The organism is Oricola sp. (genome assembly GCF_022763245.1).
GTDB lineage: Bacteria > Pseudomonadota > Alphaproteobacteria > Rhizobiales > Rhizobiaceae > Oricola.
This window is the reverse complement of record NZ_JALEGV010000029.1, coordinates 52634-68704: the sequence shown is the minus strand read 5'-3', so window position 1 is coordinate 68704 and position 16071 is coordinate 52634. Positions and strand designations below refer to the sequence as shown.

Here is a 16071-nt window from a genome sequence, read left to right as displayed (position 1 = left end):
GATCGTGCCGATCGCGATGGAAGAGCGCCTGCGCTTCGCCATCCGTGAAGGCGGCCGCACCGTCGGCGCCGGCATCGTCGCAAAGATCATCGAGTAGGCGAACAGAGCAGATTGAAGGGGCGCGGCACACCGCTGCCGCGCCTTGCTTCTTGAATAAGGAAAAAGTCGTATGAACGGCCAGAACATCCGCATTCGCCTGAAGGCGTTCGACCACCGGGTCCTTGATGCATCGACGCGCGAGATCGTGTCGACCGCCAAGCGGACCGGTGCGAGCGTGCGCGGGCCAGTGCCGCTGCCGACACGGATCGAGAAATTCACCGTGAACCGGTCGCCGCACATCGACAAGAAGAGCCGCGAACAGTTCGAGATGCGCACTCACAAGCGCCTGCTCGATATCGTGGATCCGACTCCGCAGACCGTGGACGCGCTGATGAAGCTCGACCTCGCGGCCGGCGTTGACGTCGAGATCAAGCTCTGAGCGAACCGGATTGGGGAAGGACGAACCAATGCGTTCAGGAGTAATTGCACAGAAGCTGGGCATGACCCGCGTCTACAATGACGAGGGCGTGCAGACGCCAGTGACCGTTCTCCGCATGGAGAACTGCCAGGTTGTCGCCCAGCGCACCGAAGAGAAGAACGGCTACACGGCAGTGCAGCTCGGTTCGGGCTTTGCGAAGGTGAAGAACACCTCCAAGGCGATGCGCGGCCATTTCGCCGTCGCGTCTGTCGAGCCGAAGCGCAAGCTGGCCGAGTTCCGCGTGTCGCCCGACAACATGATCGATGTCGGCGCCGAGCTGACCGCCGAGCACTTCGTGCCCGGCCAGAAGGTCGATTGCACGGGCACCACGCAGGGCAAGGGCTTCCAGGGCGTCATGAAGCGCCACAATTTCGGAGGCGGCCGCGCCACGCACGGCAACTCGCTTTCGCACCGTTCGCACGGTTCCACCGGCATGTGCCAGGATCCGGGCAAGGTGTTCAAGGGCAAGAAGATGGCCGGTCACATGGGTTCGACCCGCGTGACGACCCAGAACCTGGAAATCGTTTCGACGGACGTCGAGCGCGGCCTGATCCTGATCAAGGGTGCGGTTCCCGGTTCGAAGGGTGCGTGGATCCTGGTTCGCGACGCCGTGAAGGCGAGCCTGCCGGACGATGCGCCGAAGCCGGCCGCCCTGCGCGCCGCAGAAGCAGCGCAGAGCGCTGAAGGGGCTGAATGATGGAACTGAAGATGACCACTCTCGCCGGCGACGCCGCCGGTTCGCTCTCGGTTTCCGATGAGGTGTTCGGTCTGGAGCCGCGCACGGACATTCTCCAGCGCGTCGTGCTCTGGCAGCTCGCCAAGAAACAGCAGGGCACCCACCAGTCGAAGGGCCGTGCGGACATTTCCCGCACCGGTGCCAAGATGTTCCGTCAGAAGGGTACGGGCCGCGCCCGTCACTCGTCTGCACGTGCCCCGCAGTTCCGCGGCGGCGGCAAGGCCCACGGCCCGGTCGCCCGCAGCCACGAGACCGACCTTCCCAAGAAGGTTCGCGCGCTCGGTCTGCGTCACGCCCTGTCTGCCAAGGCCAAGGCGTCGGAACTGATCATCGTCGATGACCTTAAGGCCGCCGACGCGAAGACGAAGACGCTGATCGGCCAGCTGTCCGGCCTGGGTCTGGACAATGCGCTGTTCATCGGCGGCGCGGAGATCGACGGCGCGTTCAAGAATGCCGCGTCGAACATCCCCCATGTCGATGTGCTGCCGGTTCAGGGCATCAATGTCTATGACATCCTGCGCCGCAACAAGCTGGTCCTGTCCAAGGCTGCGGTCGAAGCCCTCGAGGAGCGGTTCAAATGACGACGGACATTCGCCACTACGACGTGATCATCTCGCCGGTGATCACTGAGAAATCGACGCTGGTGTCGGAGCACAACCAGGTGATGTTCAACGTCGCCCGTGACGCTTCCAAGCCAGAGATCAAGGCTGCTGTCGAGGCCCTGTTCGGGGTCAAGGTGAAGGCGGTCAACACGATCCTGCGCAAGGGCAAGGTGAAGCGGTTCCGCGGCATCACCGGCCGGCAGAGCGACGTGAAAAAAGCAGTCGTGACCCTCGTCGATGGTCATTCCATCGACGTGGCGACCGGGCTCTAAACGGTTCGCCGAGAGGTATTTGTTATGGCATTGAAAACATTCAAACCAACGTCTCCCGGCCAGCGCCAGCTGGTGACGGTCGACCGTTCCGGCCTGCACAAGGGCGGCCCGGTCAAGGCGCTGACGGAAGGTCTGACGAAGTCTGGCGGTCGCAACAATGCCGGCCGTATGACCTCGCGCAACAAGGGCGGCGGTCACAAGCGGACCTACCGCATCATCGACTTCAAGCGTCGCAAGACCGATGTCGGCGCGACGGTTGAGCGCATCGAATACGATCCGAACCGGACCGCATTCATCGCACTTCTGAAGTATGACGATGGCGAGTTGTCCTACATTCTCGCGCCGCAGCGGCTTCAGGCCGGCGACCGCGTGGTGTCGGGCGAGTATGTTGACGTCAAGCCGGGCAACGCGATGGAACTCGGCCGCATGCCGGTCGGCACCATCGTGCACAATGTGGAGATGAAGCCGGGCAAGGGCGGTCAGATCGCTCGTTCCGCAGGCTCGTACGCACAGCTCGTCGGTCGCGACCAGGGCATGGCGATCCTTCGCCTGAATTCCGGCGAACAGCGTCTTGTCTCGGGCAAGTGCTTCGCCACCGTCGGTGCCGTGTCCAACCCGGACCACGGCAACATCAACCTCGGCAAAGCCGGTCGTTCGCGCTGGCTCGGCAAGCGTCCGCACGTTCGCGGCGTTGTCATGAACCCGGTCGACCACCCGCATGGTGGTGGTGAAGGCCGCACCTCCGGCGGTCGTCACCCGGTGACCCCGTGGGGCAAGCCGACCAAGGGCAAGCGTACGCGTTCGAACAAGTCGACCGACAAGTTCATCATGCGTTCGCGCCACCAGCGCAAGAAGTAATCGAGAGAGGAAAAGCCTCATGGCTCGTTCAGTTTGGAAAGGCCCGTTCGTCGACGGCTATCTTCTCAAGAAGGCAGACAAGGCCCGCGAGAGCGGCCGTCACGACGTCATCAAGATCTGGAGCCGTCGCTCCACCATCATGCCGCAGTTCGTCGGCCTGACCTTCGGTGTCTACAATGGCTCGAAGCACATTCCGGTGGCGGTGTCGGAAGACATGGTCGGTCACAAGTTCGGTGAATTTGCTCCGTCGCGGACCTACTACGGTCACGGTGCGGACAAGAAGGCAAAGAGGAAGTAACCATGGGCAAGCCCAAGGCTCCACGCCGGCTGGCGGATAACGAGGCGCGCGCAGTCACGCGCACCATCCGCGTCAGCCCGCAGAAGCTCAACCTGGTTGCGGCCATGATCCGCGGCAAAAAGGTGGACTCGGCCCTGGCCGACCTGACCTTCTCGCGCAAGCGCATCGCCTCGACCGTCAAGAAGACGCTGGAATCGGCGATCGCCAACGCAGAAAACAACCACGACCTTGATGTGGACGCACTGGTTGTCGCGGAAGCCTATGTCGGCAAGTCGATCGTCATGAAGCGTTTCCACGCCCGCGGTCGCGGCCGTGCGAGCCGCATCGAGAAACCGTTCTCTCACCTCACCATCGTCGTGCGTGAGCAAGAGGAAGCAGGGGAGGCCGCGTAATGGGTCAGAAAATCAATCCGGTCGGCCTTCGTCTCGGCATCAACCGCACCTGGGATTCGCGCTGGTACGCGAACACCGGTGAGTACGGTCAGCTGCTGCACGAGGATCTGAAGATCCGCGAGTACCTGATGAAGGAACTCAAGCAGGCCGCCGTGTCCAAGATCGTGATCGAGCGTCCGCACAAGAAGTGCCGCGTGACGATCCACTCGGCGCGTCCGGGCATCATCATCGGCAAGAAGGGCGCGGACATCGAGAAGCTGCGCCGCAAGCTGAGCCAGTTCACCTCGGCCGAGACGCATCTCAACATCGTTGAAGTGCGCAAGCCGGAGATCGACGCGACCCTGGTCGCCCAGTCGATCGCTCAGCAGCTGGAGCGCCGCGTGGCGTTCCGTCGCGCCATGAAGCGCGCCGTTCAGTCGGCGATGCGTCTCGGCGCGGAAGGCATCCGCATCAACTGCGCCGGCCGTCTCGGTGGCGCGGAAATCGCACGGACCGAGTGGTACCGCGAAGGTCGCGTGCCGCTGCATACGCTGCGCGCCGATGTGGATTACGGCACCGCCGAAGCCGAAACGGCTTACGGCATCTGCGGAATCAAGGTCTGGATCTTCAAGGGTGAAATCCTTGAGCACGATCCGATGGCTTCGGAACGCCGGGCAACCGAGACCGACAGCCAGGGCTCTGGCCGCCGTCGCGACAACGCGTAAGCGGACAGATTGGAGTAGAAACCGATGTTGCAACCGAAACGCACCAAGTACCGCAAGCAGTTCAAGGGCAAGATCCATGGCCTCGCCAAGGGTGGAACCGCCTTGAACTTCGGCGAATACGGTCTTAAGTCGCTTGAACCCAACCGCGTCAACGCGCGCGAGATCGAGGCGGCCCGCCGCGCGATCACCCGTCACATGAAACGTGCCGGCCGCGTGTGGATTCGCATATTCCCGGATGTCCCGGTCACCTCGAAGCCGACCGAAGTCCGCATGGGTAAAGGCAAGGGCTCCGTCGATTACTGGGCGGTCAAGGTCAAGCCGGGCCGCGTGATGTTCGAGATCGACGGTGTGCCGGAAGACGTCGCGCGCGAAGCGCTGCGTCTCGGCGCTGCGAAGCTCTCGGTCCGCACGCGCTTTATTCAGCGCATCGCCGAGTAGGAGTGACGATTATGAAAGCTTCTGACGTTAGAGCCATGAGTGCCGACGAGCTTGCCGATGAACTGGCAAAGCTGAAGAAGGAACAGTTCAACCTGCGCTTCCAGACAGCGACAGGCCAGCTGGAGAAGACCTCGCGCGTGCGTGAAGTGCGCCGCGACATTGCCCGTATCAAGACGATCGCCGCGCAGAATGCGGCCAAAGGGAAATAATCAAGATGCCGAAACGCGTTCTGCAGGGCACCGTGGTTAGCGACAAGAACGACAAGACCGTCGTGGTCAAGGTCGAACGCCGCTTCACGCATCCGCTGTTCAAAAAGACCGTGCGCCGTTCCAAGAAGTACAAGGCTCACGACGAAAACAACCAGTTCAAGGTCGGTGACACCGTTCTCATCCAGGAGAGCGCGCCGATTTCGAAGGACAAATGCTGGGTGGTCGTGACCGACCAGTCGGCGGCCTGATTCCAAACCGCAATTTGCATGCGGCTTCCGTGGAAGCCAGCTGGACAACATACAAAGGCAGCCAGTCATGATTCAGATGCAAACAAACCTCGATGTCGCCGACAATTCCGGCGCCCGTCGTGTTCAGTGCATCAAGGTGCTGGGCGGCTCGAAGCGCAAGTACGCTTCCGTCGGTGACGTCATCGTCGTCTCCGTCAAGGAAGCCATCCCGCGCGGCCGCGTCAAGAAGGGCGACGTCATGAAGGCGGTCGTCGTGCGCACCGCAAGCGACATTCGCCGTCCCGACGGCAGCGTGATCCGCTTCGACAAGAACGCAGCGGTGATCGTCGACAACAAGAAAGAGCCGGTCGGCACTCGTATCTTCGGCCCCGTGCCGCGCGAACTGCGCGCCAAGGCCCACATGAAGATCATCTCGCTGGCGCCGGAAGTTCTGTAAGGAGAGACACGATGCAGAAGATCCGCAAAGGCGACGAAGTCGTCGTGCTCACCGGCAAGGACAAGGGCCGCAAGGGTTCGGTCCTGCAGGTCATGCCGAAGGATAATCGCGCAGTGGTTTCCGGCGTCAACGTCGTGAAGCGCCACCAGCGCCAGACTGCCAATACGGAAGGCGGAATCATCGCCAAGGAAGCGCCGATCGACCTGTCGAACCTGGCCCTTCTCGACCCGAAGGATTCCAAGCCGACGCGCGTCGGCTTCCGCATGGAAGGCGATCGCAAGGTTCGCTTTTCCAAACGTTCCGGAGAAGTGATCGATGGCTGACGCAAAATACGAGCCGCGGCTCAAGACACAGTACAACGAGTCCATCCGCAAGCAGCTGCTCGAAGAGTTCAGCTATGCCAACGAGATGGAAATCCCGCGGGTGACGAAGATCGTCGTCAACATGGGCGTCGGCGAAGCGACGGCTGATTCCAAAAAGCCGGCTTCGGCGGCTGAGGATCTCGCGCTCATCACTGGCCAGAAGGCCGTCATCACGCGTGCCCGCAATTCGATTGCCGGCTTTAAGGTGCGTGAAGGCATGCCGATCGGCACGAAGGTTACATTGCGCGGCGAGCGCATGTATGAGTTCATGGATCGCCTGGTCAACATCGCGCTGCCGCGCGTTCGCGACTTCCGCGGCCTGAACCCGAAGAGCTTTGACGGCCGTGGCAACTTCGCCATGGGCCTGAAGGAGCACATCGTGTTCCCCGAAATCAACTACGACAAGGTCGACCAGATTTGGGGAATGGACGTCATCGTTTGCACGACGGCGAAAACGGACGACGAAGCGCGGGCCCTTCTGAAGGCCTTCAACTTCCCGTTCCGCCAGTAACGGCAAGCGTCGAAAGGAACAGTTCGCATGGCTAAAGTCAGCGCAGTTGAAAAGAACCAGCGCCGTCGCAAGATGGTGGATCAGTACGCCGCGAAGCGCGCCGCGCTCAAGGCAATCGTCATGGATCGCTCCAACCCGATCGAGGAGCGGTTCAAGGCGACGTTGAAGCTCGCCGAGTTGCCGCGCAATTCCGCGAAGGTGCGCATCCGCAACCGTTGCGAGGTTTCGGGCCGTCCGCGCGGTTACTACCGCAAGCTCAGAATGTCGCGTATCGCGCTGCGTGAACTCGGTTCGCTCGGCCGCGTTCCCGGCGTCGTGAAGTCCAGCTGGTAAGGGGAAACAAAGATGTCCATGTCAGATCCTCTTGGCGATATGCTGACCCGTATTCGTAACGGCATCCACCGTTCGAAGGACCGCATCTCGACCCCGGCCTCCAAGCTGCGCGGCCGCGTGCTGGACGTGCTGAAAAGCGAAGGCTATATCCGCGACTACTCGCAGGTCGAGTATTCGACCGGCAAGGCGGAGTTCGAGATCGAGCTCAAGTACTTCGACGGCGCACCGGTCATTCGCAAGATCGAACGCGTTTCGAAGCCTGGCCGCCGCGTGTATGTCGGCGTGAAGTCGATCCCGCACGTCGCGAACGGCCTCGGCATCTCGATCCTCTCGACGCCGCAGGGCGTGATGGCGGATCACGAGGCGCGCGAAAAGAATGTTGGTGGCGAACTGCTTTGCCGCGTCTTCTGACGCTGGTTGCAGGCACGAAACCCAGTAAACGGACAGGTTGAACAATGTCGCGTATTGGTAAGAAGCCGGTAGCTATCCCGGACGGTGTCACGGCCACCGTCGACGGTCAGACTGTGACCGCCAAGGGCCCGAAAGGTGAACTGAAATTCGTCGTCAACGACGAAGTGCTCGTCTCCATGGAAGATGGCGCCGTGGCTGTGCAGCCGCGTGACCAGTCCAAGGACTCACGCTCCAAGTGGGGCATGTCGCGCACGATGATCTCCAACATTCTCGAGGGCGTGAAGAACGGCTACGAGCGCAAGCTGGAAATCAACGGCGTCGGCTATCGTGCCGCGATGCAGGGCAAGAACATCCAGCTCTCGCTGGGCTTCAGCCATGAAGTCGTCTACCAGGTGCCGGAAGGCATCGCCGCAGCGACGCCGAAGCCCACGGAAATCGTGCTGACCGGCATCGACAAGCAGCAGCTTGGCCAGGTCGCCGCGGAGATCCGCGAGTTCCGTCCGCCGGAGCCCTACAAGGGCAAGGGTGTCAAATATGCGGAAGAGACGATCATCCGCAAAGAAGGCAAGAAGAAGTAAGGAAAGCGCGTCATGGCAAAGTCAAAAGAATCGACCGTTCGCCGCGCGCAACGCGTCCGGCGCCAGCTCAAGAAGGTGGCGAACGGCCGTCCGCGTCTGTCGGTCCATCGTTCGTCCAAGAACATCTACGCCCAGATCATCGACGACGCTGCCGGCCGCACTCTGGCCGCCGCTTCCACGCTGGAAGGCTCGCTGAAAGGCTCGCTCAAGACCGGTGCCGACACGGCTGCTGCTGCTGCCGTCGGGAAGCTGATCGCCGAACGCGCCGTCGAAGCCGGCGTCAAGGAAGTCGTCTTCGATCGTGGGGCGTTCATCTATCACGGCCGGGTCAAGGCTCTGGCGGATGCGGCTCGCGAAGGCGGCCTGAGCTTCTAAATTTCAACCCCGTGCTACCGGAAAAAAACGAAGGATAAGGATATGGCACAGCAGGACCGTGGAGGTCGCGGACGCGACCGCGCACCACGCGAAGAAGCTGACAGCGAGTTTGTCGATAAGCTCGTGCACATCAACCGCGTTGCCAAGGTGGTCAAGGGTGGCCGCCGTTTCGGTTTCGCCGCACTCGTCGTTGTCGGCGACCAGAAGGGCCGCGTCGGCTTCGGTCACGGCAAGGCGCGCGAAGTGCCGGAAGCGATCCGCAAGGCAACCGAGAGCGCCAAGCGCGACATGATCTTCGTGCCGCTGCGTTCGGGCCGCACGCTGCATCATGACGTCGAAGGTCGTCACGGCGCTGGCAAGGTTCTGCTGCGCGCTGCCACGCCGGGTACCGGTATCATCGCCGGTGGTCCGATGCGCGCTGTCTTCGAGACGCTGGGTGTGCAGGACGTCGTCGCCAAGTCGCTCGGCACCTCGAACCCGTACAACATGGTGCGCGCCACCTTCGACGCTCTGAAAAACCAGATGCATCCGAAGGACATCGCCGCCCAGCGCGGGATCAAGTACTCCACGCTGCAGGCTCGCCGTCGCGAGCTGATCGGCACCGAAGAATAGTCGATCGTGCTCCCGGACCCTTCACCGCGAAGGGCAGGGGCCTTAGGAAGGAAACTGACTGATGGCTGACAACAACAAGGGCGCCACGATCACCGTCGAACAGATCGGCAGCCCGATCCGCCGTCCGGCCGACCAGGAGAAAACCCTGATCGGTCTGGGCCTCAACAAGATGCATCGCCGCCGCACGCTGGAGGATACTCCGGCCGTTCGTGGCATGATCCGCAAGGTCAAGCACCTCGTCCGCGTTGTGGACGAAGCCTGAGAGCGGGGAGAAAGACAATGAATCTCAACGATCTGCGCGACAACGAAGGTTCGCGCCCGTCCCGCAAGCGCGTTGGCCGCGGCATCGGCTCCGGCAAGGGCAAGACCGTCGGTCGCGGCGTGAAGGGCCAGAAGTCCCGTTCGGGCGTGGCCATCAAGGGTTACGAGGGCGGTCAGATGCCGATTTATCGGCGTCTTCCCAAGCGTGGCTTCAACAACATCTTCGCCAAGGATTTCAACATCGTTTCGCTCGGCCGTGTGCAGACTGCGATCGATGCTGGCAAGCTGGACGCCGGCAAGCCGGTCACGGCCGAGGCTCTGGTTGAAGCCGGCGTGATCCGCCGCGTCAAGGATGGCGTTCGCGTCCTCGCCGATGGCGAACTGACGGCAAAGGTCACCTTCGAGGTAGCCGGTGCGTCGAAATCGGCGGCCGACAAGATCGAGAAGGCCGGCGGTTCTTTGACCGTCCTGGCCGCGAAGGCGACAGCCGAATAATCCTGAAAAAGGGCGGTAACGAAGTTGCCGCCCTTTCTTCACGTGTTTCTTGACTTGCGTCTCCCCTGCATGGCGCTTATCTCCGCACCTGACGTGCGATGGCGCGGCTGGCCGTGTATCGGCGTCTCACCGGCCTGCGCCGAACCGGAGAATTCCCCAATGGCATCCGCAGCAGAACAGCTTGCATCCAATCTAAATTTCGGCGCCTTCGCCAAGGCCGAAGAACTCAAGAAACGCATCTGGTTTACGCTCGGCGCGCTGCTCGTCTATCGGCTTGGCACCTACATTCCGCTGCCCGGTCTCGACATGAATGCGTTCGCCCAGGCGTTTCAGAGCCAGTCGGGCGGCATCCTTGGCATGTTCAACATGTTCTCGGGCGGCGCCGTGAGCCGTATGGCGATCTTCGCACTTGGCATCATGCCCTACATCTCCGCTTCGATCGCGATCCAGCTGATGACGTCCGTCATCCCGGCGCTGGAGCAGCTGAAGAAGGAAGGCGAGCAGGGCCGCAAGGTCATCAACCAGTATACGCGTTACGCGACCGTTCTGCTCGCGACGCTGCAGGCCTATGGCATCTCCGTCGGTCTTGAGAGCGGCAGCGGCATCGTCGCGGATCCGGGCTGGTTCTTCCGTATTTCCACCGTGATCACGCTGGTCGGTGGCACCATGTTCCTGATGTGGCTGGGTGAGCAGATCACTGCGCGCGGCATCGGCAACGGCATTTCGCTGATCATCTTCTCCGGCATCGTCGCCGGTCTGCCTAACGCTGTCGTCGGCACGCTGGAACTCGGCCGCACCGGCGCGCTTGCGACCGGCATCATCCTCGGTATCATCGTCATTGCGATCGTGGTCATCGCGGCTATCGTTTTCATGGAACGCGCCCAGCGCCGCCTGTTGATCCAGTATCCGAAACGACAGGTCGGCAACCGGATGTTCCAGGGCGACACGTCGCATCTTCCCCTGAAGCTCAATACTGCCGGCGTGATTCCTCCGATCTTCGCGTCTTCTTTGCTGCTTCTGCCTGCGACGCTTGCCGGGTTCTCTGATTCGACGACGCTTCCAAGCTGGGCGACGGCCATTCTGGCAGCGCTCGGACACGGCCAGCCGCTCTATATGCTGTTCTATGCAGGGATGATTGTTTTCTTCGCCTTCTTCTATACGGCGATCGTCTTCAACCCGCAGGACACTGCCGACAATCTGAAGAAGCATTCGGGCTTCATTCCCGGCATTCGTCCGGGTCAGCGCACGGCGGAATATATCGACTACGTCCTGACGCGTATTACGCTCGTCGGCGCGATCTATCTGGTGCTGGTCTGCCTCTTACCCGAATTTCTAATAGCGTCGACCGGTGTCCCGTTCTATCTCGGCGGCACGTCGCTGCTCATCGTCGTGAGCGTGACGCTGGATACGGTGGCGCAGGTGCAGGGGCATCTGATCGCTCATCAGTATGAAGGCCTGATCAAGAAATCGAAATTGCGCGGGGGGAAACGCGGACGATGAGACTGATTCTTCTGGGACCGCCCGGCGCGGGCAAGGGAACGCAGGCACAGCGGCTGGTAGAGAAATACGGCATTCCCCAGCTCTCCACTGGTGATATGCTGCGTGCCGCGGTGAAAGCCGGTACCGAAGTCGGTCAGCGGGCCGAGGCCGTCATGAATGCGGGCAAGCTCGTTTCGGACGATATCGTCAATGCGATCGTCTCTGAGCGGATCGACGCCGCAGACTGCGCTAACGGTTTCATCCTTGACGGGTATCCGCGCACGCTGGTGCAGGCGGACGCGGTGGAGGAGATGCTGAAGAACAAGAACATGGATCTCGACGTCGTCATTGAACTCCAGGTTGACGACGAGGTTCTGGTCGATCGCATTTCGGGTCGGTTCAGCTGCGCGAGCTGTGGCACGGTCTATCACGACACCACGAAGCAGCCGGCGCAGGAAGGCGTTTGCGACAAGTGCGGTTCGACCGAATTCAAGCGCCGTTCCGACGACCAGCCGGACAAGGTGTGGACGCGGTTGCAGGCCTATTACAAGGAAACGTCGCCGCTGATCGGCTACTACCACGCCAAGGGCCTCCTGAAGAGCGTTGACGGGCTTCAGTCGATTGACGATGTCGCGCGGTCGATGGACGCCATTCTGGACGCTGTTTGACCGAATTCGGTGGCGTCGGGGAGGCTCGCAGGTTTCCTGCGAAAAGTAATGCTGCGCTGTTGACTCATGTCAGAAGCGGCATTATAGCGGCGCATCTTCCCTGAAGGTTTGGATGAGTGCGCCTGTCGGCGTGATTCTGCTCGTACGGGAAAGCTCGCAAGGGCCGGCCTCCACCGGACGCGGGTTCAACAAGAATAGCCGGTTTGACCGGCCTACATGGAGAACAAGATGGCTCGTATCGCCGGTGTTAACATACCGACTGGCAAGCGCGTTGTGATCGCGCTTCAATACATTCACGGCATTGGTCCGAAATTCGCCAAGGAAATCGTCGAGAAGAACAACATCGCGGCCGAGCGCCGGGTGCATGAGCTTACCGACGCCGAAGTCATGGCGATCCGCGAAACGATCGACCGCGACTATCAGGTCGAGGGCGACCTGCGCCGTGAAGTTTCCATGAACATCAAGCGTCTGATGGACCTGGGCTGCTACCGCGGCCTGCGTCATCGCCGCAACCTGCCGGTGCGCGGTCAGCGTACCCACACCAACGCCCGTACCCGCAAGGGTCCGGCCAAGGCGATCGCCGGCAAGAAGAAGTAATCTGGAGTCGGTAGCGGTTAGCCGGTCGTTGGTTATGTACCAGTCGGCCAACTAAGCACTGATCACTGCCGACTTCCCCCAGGTGTAGCCGCTGGAACTACGGCGGTGCAGAGATCGAGAGGACTAAAATGGCAAAAGATGCCGGTCGCGTTCGTCGTCGCGAACGCAAGAACATTTCGTCGGGCGTGGCGCACGTCAACTCGACGTTCAACAACACGATGATCACCATCACCGACGCGCAGGGTAACACCATCGCCTGGTCGTCCGCCGGAATGCAGGGCTTCAAGGGCTCGCGCAAATCGACCCCGTTCGCGGCTCAGGTCGCTGCCGAAGATTGCGCCAAGAAGGCCCAGGAACACGGCATGCGTTCGCTGGAAGTCGAGGTTTGCGGACCTGGCTCCGGCCGTGAGTCGGCACTGCGCGCGCTGCAGGCCGCGGGCTTCACGATCACCTCGATCCGCGACGTGACCCCGATCCCGCACAATGGTTGCCGCCCGCGCAAGAAGCGCCGCGTCTAAACCGCTTTTCAGGGCGACGCCGATCCTGCGTGGCCCTTTTTCAGGTCTGTTGCCACGACTGGATGGTGGCAAGGAAGCTGAGGGAAACTGCCGTGATACACAAAAACTGGCAAGAACTTATCAAGCCGAAGAAGGTCGAGTTCAAGGGCTCCGGCGCTACGAAGGTGACGCTCGTCGCCGAGCCGCTGGAGCGCGGATTTGGCCTGACGCTCGGCAACGCCCTGCGTCGCGTCCTGCTGTCGTCGCTGCGCGGCGCCGCGGTGACTGCCGTGCAGATCGATGGCGTGCTGCATGAATTTTCCTCGATCGCCGGTGTGCGCGAGGACGTGACCGACATCGTTCTGAACATCAAGGAAATCGCCATCCGCATGGAAGGCGACGGTCCGAAACGCATGGTCGTGCGCAAGCAGGGCCCGGGCGTCGTCACCGCCGGTGACATTCAGACGGTGGGCGATGTCGAGATCCTCAATCCGGATCACGTCATCTGCACGCTCGACGAGGGTGCGGAAATCCGCATGGAGTTCACCGTCGACAACGGCAAGGGCTATGTCCCGGCCGAGCGTAACCGCGCCGAAGACGCACCGATCGGCCTGATCCCGGTCGACAGCCTCTACTCGCCGGTCCGCAAGGTGTCCTACAAGGTCGAGAACACCCGCGAAGGTCAGGTTCTCGACTATGACAAGCTGTCGATGACCATCGAGACCAACGGTGCGGTCACCGGTGAGGACGCCGTGGCATTTGCCGCGCGCATCCTTCAGGACCAGCTTGCCGTCTTCGTCAACTTCGAAGAGCCGCAGAAGGAAGTCCAGGAAGAACAGGTCCAGGAACTGGCCTTCAACCCGGCGCTTCTGAAGAAGGTCGACGAACTGGAGTTGTCCGTCCGTTCGGCGAACTGCCTGAAGAACGACAACATCGTCTATATCGGCGACCTGATCCAGAAGACCGAGGGCGAGATGCTGCGCACGCCGAATTTCGGCCGCAAGTCGCTCAACGAGATCAAGGAAGTTCTGGCGTCCATGGGCCTCCATCTCGGCATGGAAGTCCCGGCATGGCCGCCGGAAAACATCGAAGACCTCGCAAAGCGTTACGAGGATCATTACTGATCGCCGGTGTCGCCGGCTAACTTTCAAGGAGAAGGCTCATGCGCCACGGAAAATCGGGCCGCAAGCTGAACCGCACTGCCAGCCACCGCAAGGCGATGTTTGCCAACATGGCAGCTTCGCTGATCGAGCATGAGCAGATTGTGACGACGCTGCCCAAAGCAAAGGAAATTCGCCCGATCGTCGAGAAGCTTGTCACGCTCGGCAAGCGCGGCGACCTGCATGCACGCCGCCAGGCGATCGCCGCGATCCGCGACGAGAACCAGGTGCGTAAGCTGTTCGACACGATCGCGAGCCGCTATGCGGATCGCAACGGCGGTTACATCCGCATCATGAAGGCGGGTTTCCGCCATGGCGACAGTGCGCCGATGGCCGTGGTCGAATTCGTCGACCGTGACGTCGACGCCAAGGGCGCTGCCGATCGAGCACGGCTCGAGGCTGAGGAGCAAGCTGCCGAAGAAGCAGCTTAATCAGGTCCGCGCGGACGATCTGAAAAGGGGCCTTTTGTGGCCCCTTTTTTTCGTTATGGTGGCGCGAATCCCCCGTCAGTTGGAGAACGGAACCATGCATGCACCGCGGATTGTTCGCCTGATCCTGGCGGCCGTTCTCGTCGGCGCGACGACGGTCGCGCATGTCCACGCACAAAGCGTCGAAGACCGTGTCGGCAACATTCTGGAGGAGCTGTTAGGCGGGAAGAATGGCGGTCGCACGCAAGACGAGGCGGGCCAGCGGAGACCGCCGGCCAGTCGCGCGGAGATGCAATTGTCCTTCGCGCCTCTCGTCCGAAGTAGCGCTCCGGCTGTCGTCAATGTCTATGCCGCACGCATCGTGCGCCAACGGTCGCCGTTTGAGGGTGATCCGTTCTTCGAGCATTTCTTCGGGCCCAATTTCGGCGGATCGACGCGGCCACGGATGGAATCTTCGCTGGGTTCCGGCGTGATCGTGGATCCGTCCGGCCTCATCGTCACCAACAACCACGTCATCGGTGAAGCGGATGAGATCAAGGTCGCCTTGTCGGACGGCGAGGAGTTCGAGAGCACGGTCGTTCTGCGCGACGAGCGCTCCGATCTCGCGGTTCTGCGCATCAATGTCGGCCGTGATCTCGAATATCTGGAGCTGGAGGATTCGGACGCTGTCCAGACAGGGGATCTCGTTCTGGCGATCGGCAATCCATTCGGCGTCGGACAGACCGTGACCTCCGGCATCGTGTCGGCGTTGGCCCGCAGCCGCATCGGGGTTTCCGACTTCGGCTTCTTCATCCAGACGGATGCGGCGATCAATCCCGGCAATTCCGGCGGCGCGCTGATCGGGATGTCGGGCAAGCTGATCGGCATCAATTCGGCCATCTTTTCGCGTTCGGGCGGTTCCAACGGGATCGGTTTCGCGATTCCATCCAACATGGTGCGCGCGGTGATCGATCAGGCGCGCGGTGGTGCGGACGCGTTCGAACGGCCCTATCTAGGTGCGGATTTCGAGACCGTCACGCCGGAGATCGCAGACAGTCTGGGCATGCGGCGGCCGGCGGGTGCCATCGTCACGGGCGTGCATCCGGACAGTCCGGCCGAAAATGCGGGTCTCAGGGCAGGGGATGTGGTGCTCGCCGTGGACGGGCACATGATCGAGCATCCCGACGCTCTCGGCTATCGGCTGGCGACAGCCGGACCGGGCCGCACTGTCGAGCTGACGCTTCTGTCGCGGGGCCGCCGCGTCACGCTCGACATTCGGCTTGAAACCGCACCGGAATCTGTTCCGTCGAACCAGACGCTGATCTCAGGATCAAACCCGCTGGCCGGCGCGACTGTCGCCAATATCTCGCCTCGCATCCTTCAGCGCCTGAACATCCGCTTTCGTGGTGAGGGTGTGATCATTGCAGATATTGAGCGGGCTTCGGCCGCGGCCCGGATCGGTTTTCGGCCTGGTGACATTCTGATGAAGGTCAATGGCGTTGATATCCGCACTGTCGAGGACGTGACGGGGACGGTCGCGAAGGCCGGTCGGAACTGGAGCTTCACCATCAATCGTGGCGGAAGAACCATCCGGCAGTTCTTCCGGGGCTGACGT

The 16071-nt window shown here is 61.6% G+C and carries 29 protein-coding genes; all 29 read left to right on the top strand.

Translation table 11 applies throughout. From position 1 onward, the window contains the following. The coding region (locus MRY80_RS13235) for a hypothetical protein (RefSeq protein ID WP_293290844.1) at window positions 1–97 on the top strand (97 nt) is incomplete at its 5' end. A 72-nt stretch (window positions 98–169) separates the two neighbouring features. Beyond that, a complete protein-coding gene (gene rpsJ / locus MRY80_RS13230) occupies window positions 170–478 on the top strand; it encodes a 30S ribosomal protein S10 (RefSeq protein WP_072606015.1) in 309 nt (102 codons plus the stop codon). 28 nt (window positions 479–506) lie between these two features. Next, complete coding sequence (rplC, locus tag MRY80_RS13225) at window positions 507–1214, top strand: 50S ribosomal protein L3 (protein WP_293291490.1); 708 nt, start codon at window positions 507–509, stop codon at window positions 1212–1214. Further along, window positions 1214–1834 carry a 50S ribosomal protein L4 gene (gene rplD / locus MRY80_RS13220; RefSeq protein ID WP_293291495.1) on the top strand — a complete coding sequence of 207 codons (621 nt, stop codon included), beginning with the start codon at window positions 1214–1216 and terminating at the stop codon, window positions 1832–1834. The genes rplC and rplD overlap by 1 nt, the downstream gene beginning before the upstream one ends. Next, window positions 1831–2127 carry a 50S ribosomal protein L23 gene (locus MRY80_RS13215; protein ID WP_293291489.1) on the top strand — a complete coding sequence of 99 codons (297 nt, stop codon included), beginning with the start codon at window positions 1831–1833 and terminating at the stop codon, window positions 2125–2127. Before rplD ends, MRY80_RS13215 begins: the two co-directional genes overlap by 4 nt. 24 nt (window positions 2128–2151) lie before the next feature. Continuing rightward, window positions 2152–2985: a 50S ribosomal protein L2 gene (gene rplB / locus MRY80_RS13210; protein ID WP_293291488.1), complete on the top strand. Its 834-nt coding sequence runs from the start codon at window positions 2152–2154 to the stop codon at window positions 2983–2985. A gap of 19 nt (window positions 2986–3004) precedes the next feature. Continuing rightward, window positions 3005–3283, top strand: a complete 279-nt coding sequence (gene rpsS / locus MRY80_RS13205; protein WP_293291487.1) for a 30S ribosomal protein S19 — start codon at window positions 3005–3007, stop codon at window positions 3281–3283. Between the two features lie 2 nt (window positions 3284–3285). Next, entirely contained in the window at window positions 3286–3675 is a 390-nt protein-coding gene (gene rplV, locus MRY80_RS13200; RefSeq protein WP_293291486.1) for a 50S ribosomal protein L22, read from the top strand. Then, complete coding sequence (rpsC, locus tag MRY80_RS13195) at window positions 3675–4379, top strand: 30S ribosomal protein S3 (protein ID WP_293291485.1); 705 nt, start codon at window positions 3675–3677, stop codon at window positions 4377–4379. The genes rplV and rpsC overlap by 1 nt, the downstream gene beginning before the upstream one ends. Window positions 4380–4403: 24 nt before the next feature. Continuing rightward, the gene (rplP, locus tag MRY80_RS13190; RefSeq protein ID WP_293291484.1) at window positions 4404–4817 is read left to right on the top strand and encodes a 50S ribosomal protein L16; all 414 of its coding nucleotides are present in this window, start codon (window positions 4404–4406) and stop codon (window positions 4815–4817) included. An 11-nt stretch (window positions 4818–4828) separates the two neighbouring features. Then, window positions 4829–5026, top strand: a complete 198-nt coding sequence (rpmC, locus tag MRY80_RS13185) for a 50S ribosomal protein L29 (protein WP_293291483.1) — start codon at window positions 4829–4831, stop codon at window positions 5024–5026. A 5-nt stretch (window positions 5027–5031) separates the two neighbouring features. After that, a complete protein-coding gene (gene rpsQ / locus MRY80_RS13180) occupies window positions 5032–5274 on the top strand; it encodes a 30S ribosomal protein S17 (RefSeq protein ID WP_293291482.1) in 243 nt (80 codons plus the stop codon). Between the two features lie 67 nt (window positions 5275–5341). Next, complete coding sequence (rplN, locus tag MRY80_RS13175) at window positions 5342–5710, top strand: 50S ribosomal protein L14 (RefSeq protein WP_175276125.1); 369 nt, start codon at window positions 5342–5344, stop codon at window positions 5708–5710. 11 nt (window positions 5711–5721) lie between these two features. Beyond that, window positions 5722–6033, top strand: coding sequence for a 50S ribosomal protein L24 (gene rplX / locus MRY80_RS13170; RefSeq protein ID WP_293291481.1), 312 nt, complete (start codon window positions 5722–5724; stop codon window positions 6031–6033). Next, entirely contained in the window at window positions 6026–6583 is a 558-nt protein-coding gene (rplE, locus tag MRY80_RS13165) for a 50S ribosomal protein L5 (protein WP_293291480.1), read from the top strand. The genes rplX and rplE overlap by 8 nt, the downstream gene beginning before the upstream one ends. A gap of 27 nt (window positions 6584–6610) precedes the next feature. Next, window positions 6611–6916, top strand: coding sequence for a 30S ribosomal protein S14 (gene rpsN / locus MRY80_RS13160; protein WP_293291479.1), 306 nt, complete (start codon window positions 6611–6613; stop codon window positions 6914–6916). 12 nt (window positions 6917–6928) lie between these two features. Beyond that, window positions 6929–7327 carry a 30S ribosomal protein S8 gene (gene rpsH, locus MRY80_RS13155; protein WP_293291478.1) on the top strand — a complete coding sequence of 133 codons (399 nt, stop codon included), beginning with the start codon at window positions 6929–6931 and terminating at the stop codon, window positions 7325–7327. 44 nt (window positions 7328–7371) lie between these two features. Beyond that, window positions 7372–7905, top strand: coding sequence for a 50S ribosomal protein L6 (gene rplF, locus MRY80_RS13150; RefSeq protein WP_293291477.1), 534 nt, complete (start codon window positions 7372–7374; stop codon window positions 7903–7905). A gap of 12 nt (window positions 7906–7917) precedes the next feature. Continuing rightward, window positions 7918–8280, top strand: coding sequence for a 50S ribosomal protein L18 (gene rplR, locus MRY80_RS13145; RefSeq protein WP_293291476.1), 363 nt, complete (start codon window positions 7918–7920; stop codon window positions 8278–8280). Between the two features lie 42 nt (window positions 8281–8322). Further along, a complete protein-coding gene (gene rpsE / locus MRY80_RS13140) occupies window positions 8323–8892 on the top strand; it encodes a 30S ribosomal protein S5 (protein ID WP_293291475.1) in 570 nt (189 codons plus the stop codon). Window positions 8893–8953: 61 nt separating this feature from the next. Continuing rightward, complete coding sequence (rpmD, locus tag MRY80_RS13135; protein WP_293291474.1) at window positions 8954–9154, top strand: 50S ribosomal protein L30; 201 nt, start codon at window positions 8954–8956, stop codon at window positions 9152–9154. A 17-nt stretch (window positions 9155–9171) separates the two neighbouring features. Further along, window positions 9172–9648 (top strand): 50S ribosomal protein L15, encoded by a 477-nt coding sequence (rplO, locus tag MRY80_RS13130; RefSeq protein ID WP_293291473.1) that lies wholly within the window; start codon window positions 9172–9174, stop codon window positions 9646–9648. Between the two features lie 159 nt (window positions 9649–9807). Next, a complete protein-coding gene (secY, locus tag MRY80_RS13125; protein WP_293291472.1) occupies window positions 9808–11148 on the top strand; it encodes a preprotein translocase subunit SecY in 1341 nt (446 codons plus the stop codon). Continuing rightward, window positions 11145–11795 carry an adenylate kinase gene (locus MRY80_RS13120; protein WP_293291471.1) on the top strand — a complete coding sequence of 217 codons (651 nt, stop codon included), beginning with the start codon at window positions 11145–11147 and terminating at the stop codon, window positions 11793–11795. The genes secY and MRY80_RS13120 overlap by 4 nt, the downstream gene beginning before the upstream one ends. Before the next feature lie 228 nt (window positions 11796–12023). Beyond that, on the top strand, window positions 12024–12392 hold the full coding sequence (gene rpsM / locus MRY80_RS13115; protein WP_293291470.1) for a 30S ribosomal protein S13: 369 nt from the start codon (window positions 12024–12026) through the stop codon (window positions 12390–12392). A 128-nt stretch (window positions 12393–12520) separates the two neighbouring features. Beyond that, window positions 12521–12910, top strand: a complete 390-nt coding sequence (rpsK, locus tag MRY80_RS13110; protein ID WP_193178157.1) for a 30S ribosomal protein S11 — start codon at window positions 12521–12523, stop codon at window positions 12908–12910. 92 nt (window positions 12911–13002) lie between these two features. After that, a complete protein-coding gene (locus tag MRY80_RS13105) occupies window positions 13003–14013 on the top strand; it encodes a DNA-directed RNA polymerase subunit alpha (RefSeq protein WP_293291469.1) in 1011 nt (336 codons plus the stop codon). Between the two features lie 38 nt (window positions 14014–14051). Then, a complete protein-coding gene (gene rplQ, locus MRY80_RS13100; RefSeq protein ID WP_293291468.1) occupies window positions 14052–14480 on the top strand; it encodes a 50S ribosomal protein L17 in 429 nt (142 codons plus the stop codon). A 94-nt stretch (window positions 14481–14574) separates the two neighbouring features. Beyond that, window positions 14575–16068, top strand: coding sequence for a DegQ family serine endoprotease (locus MRY80_RS13095; protein WP_293291467.1), 1494 nt, complete (start codon window positions 14575–14577; stop codon window positions 16066–16068). Window positions 16069–16071: the final 3 nt, after the last annotated feature.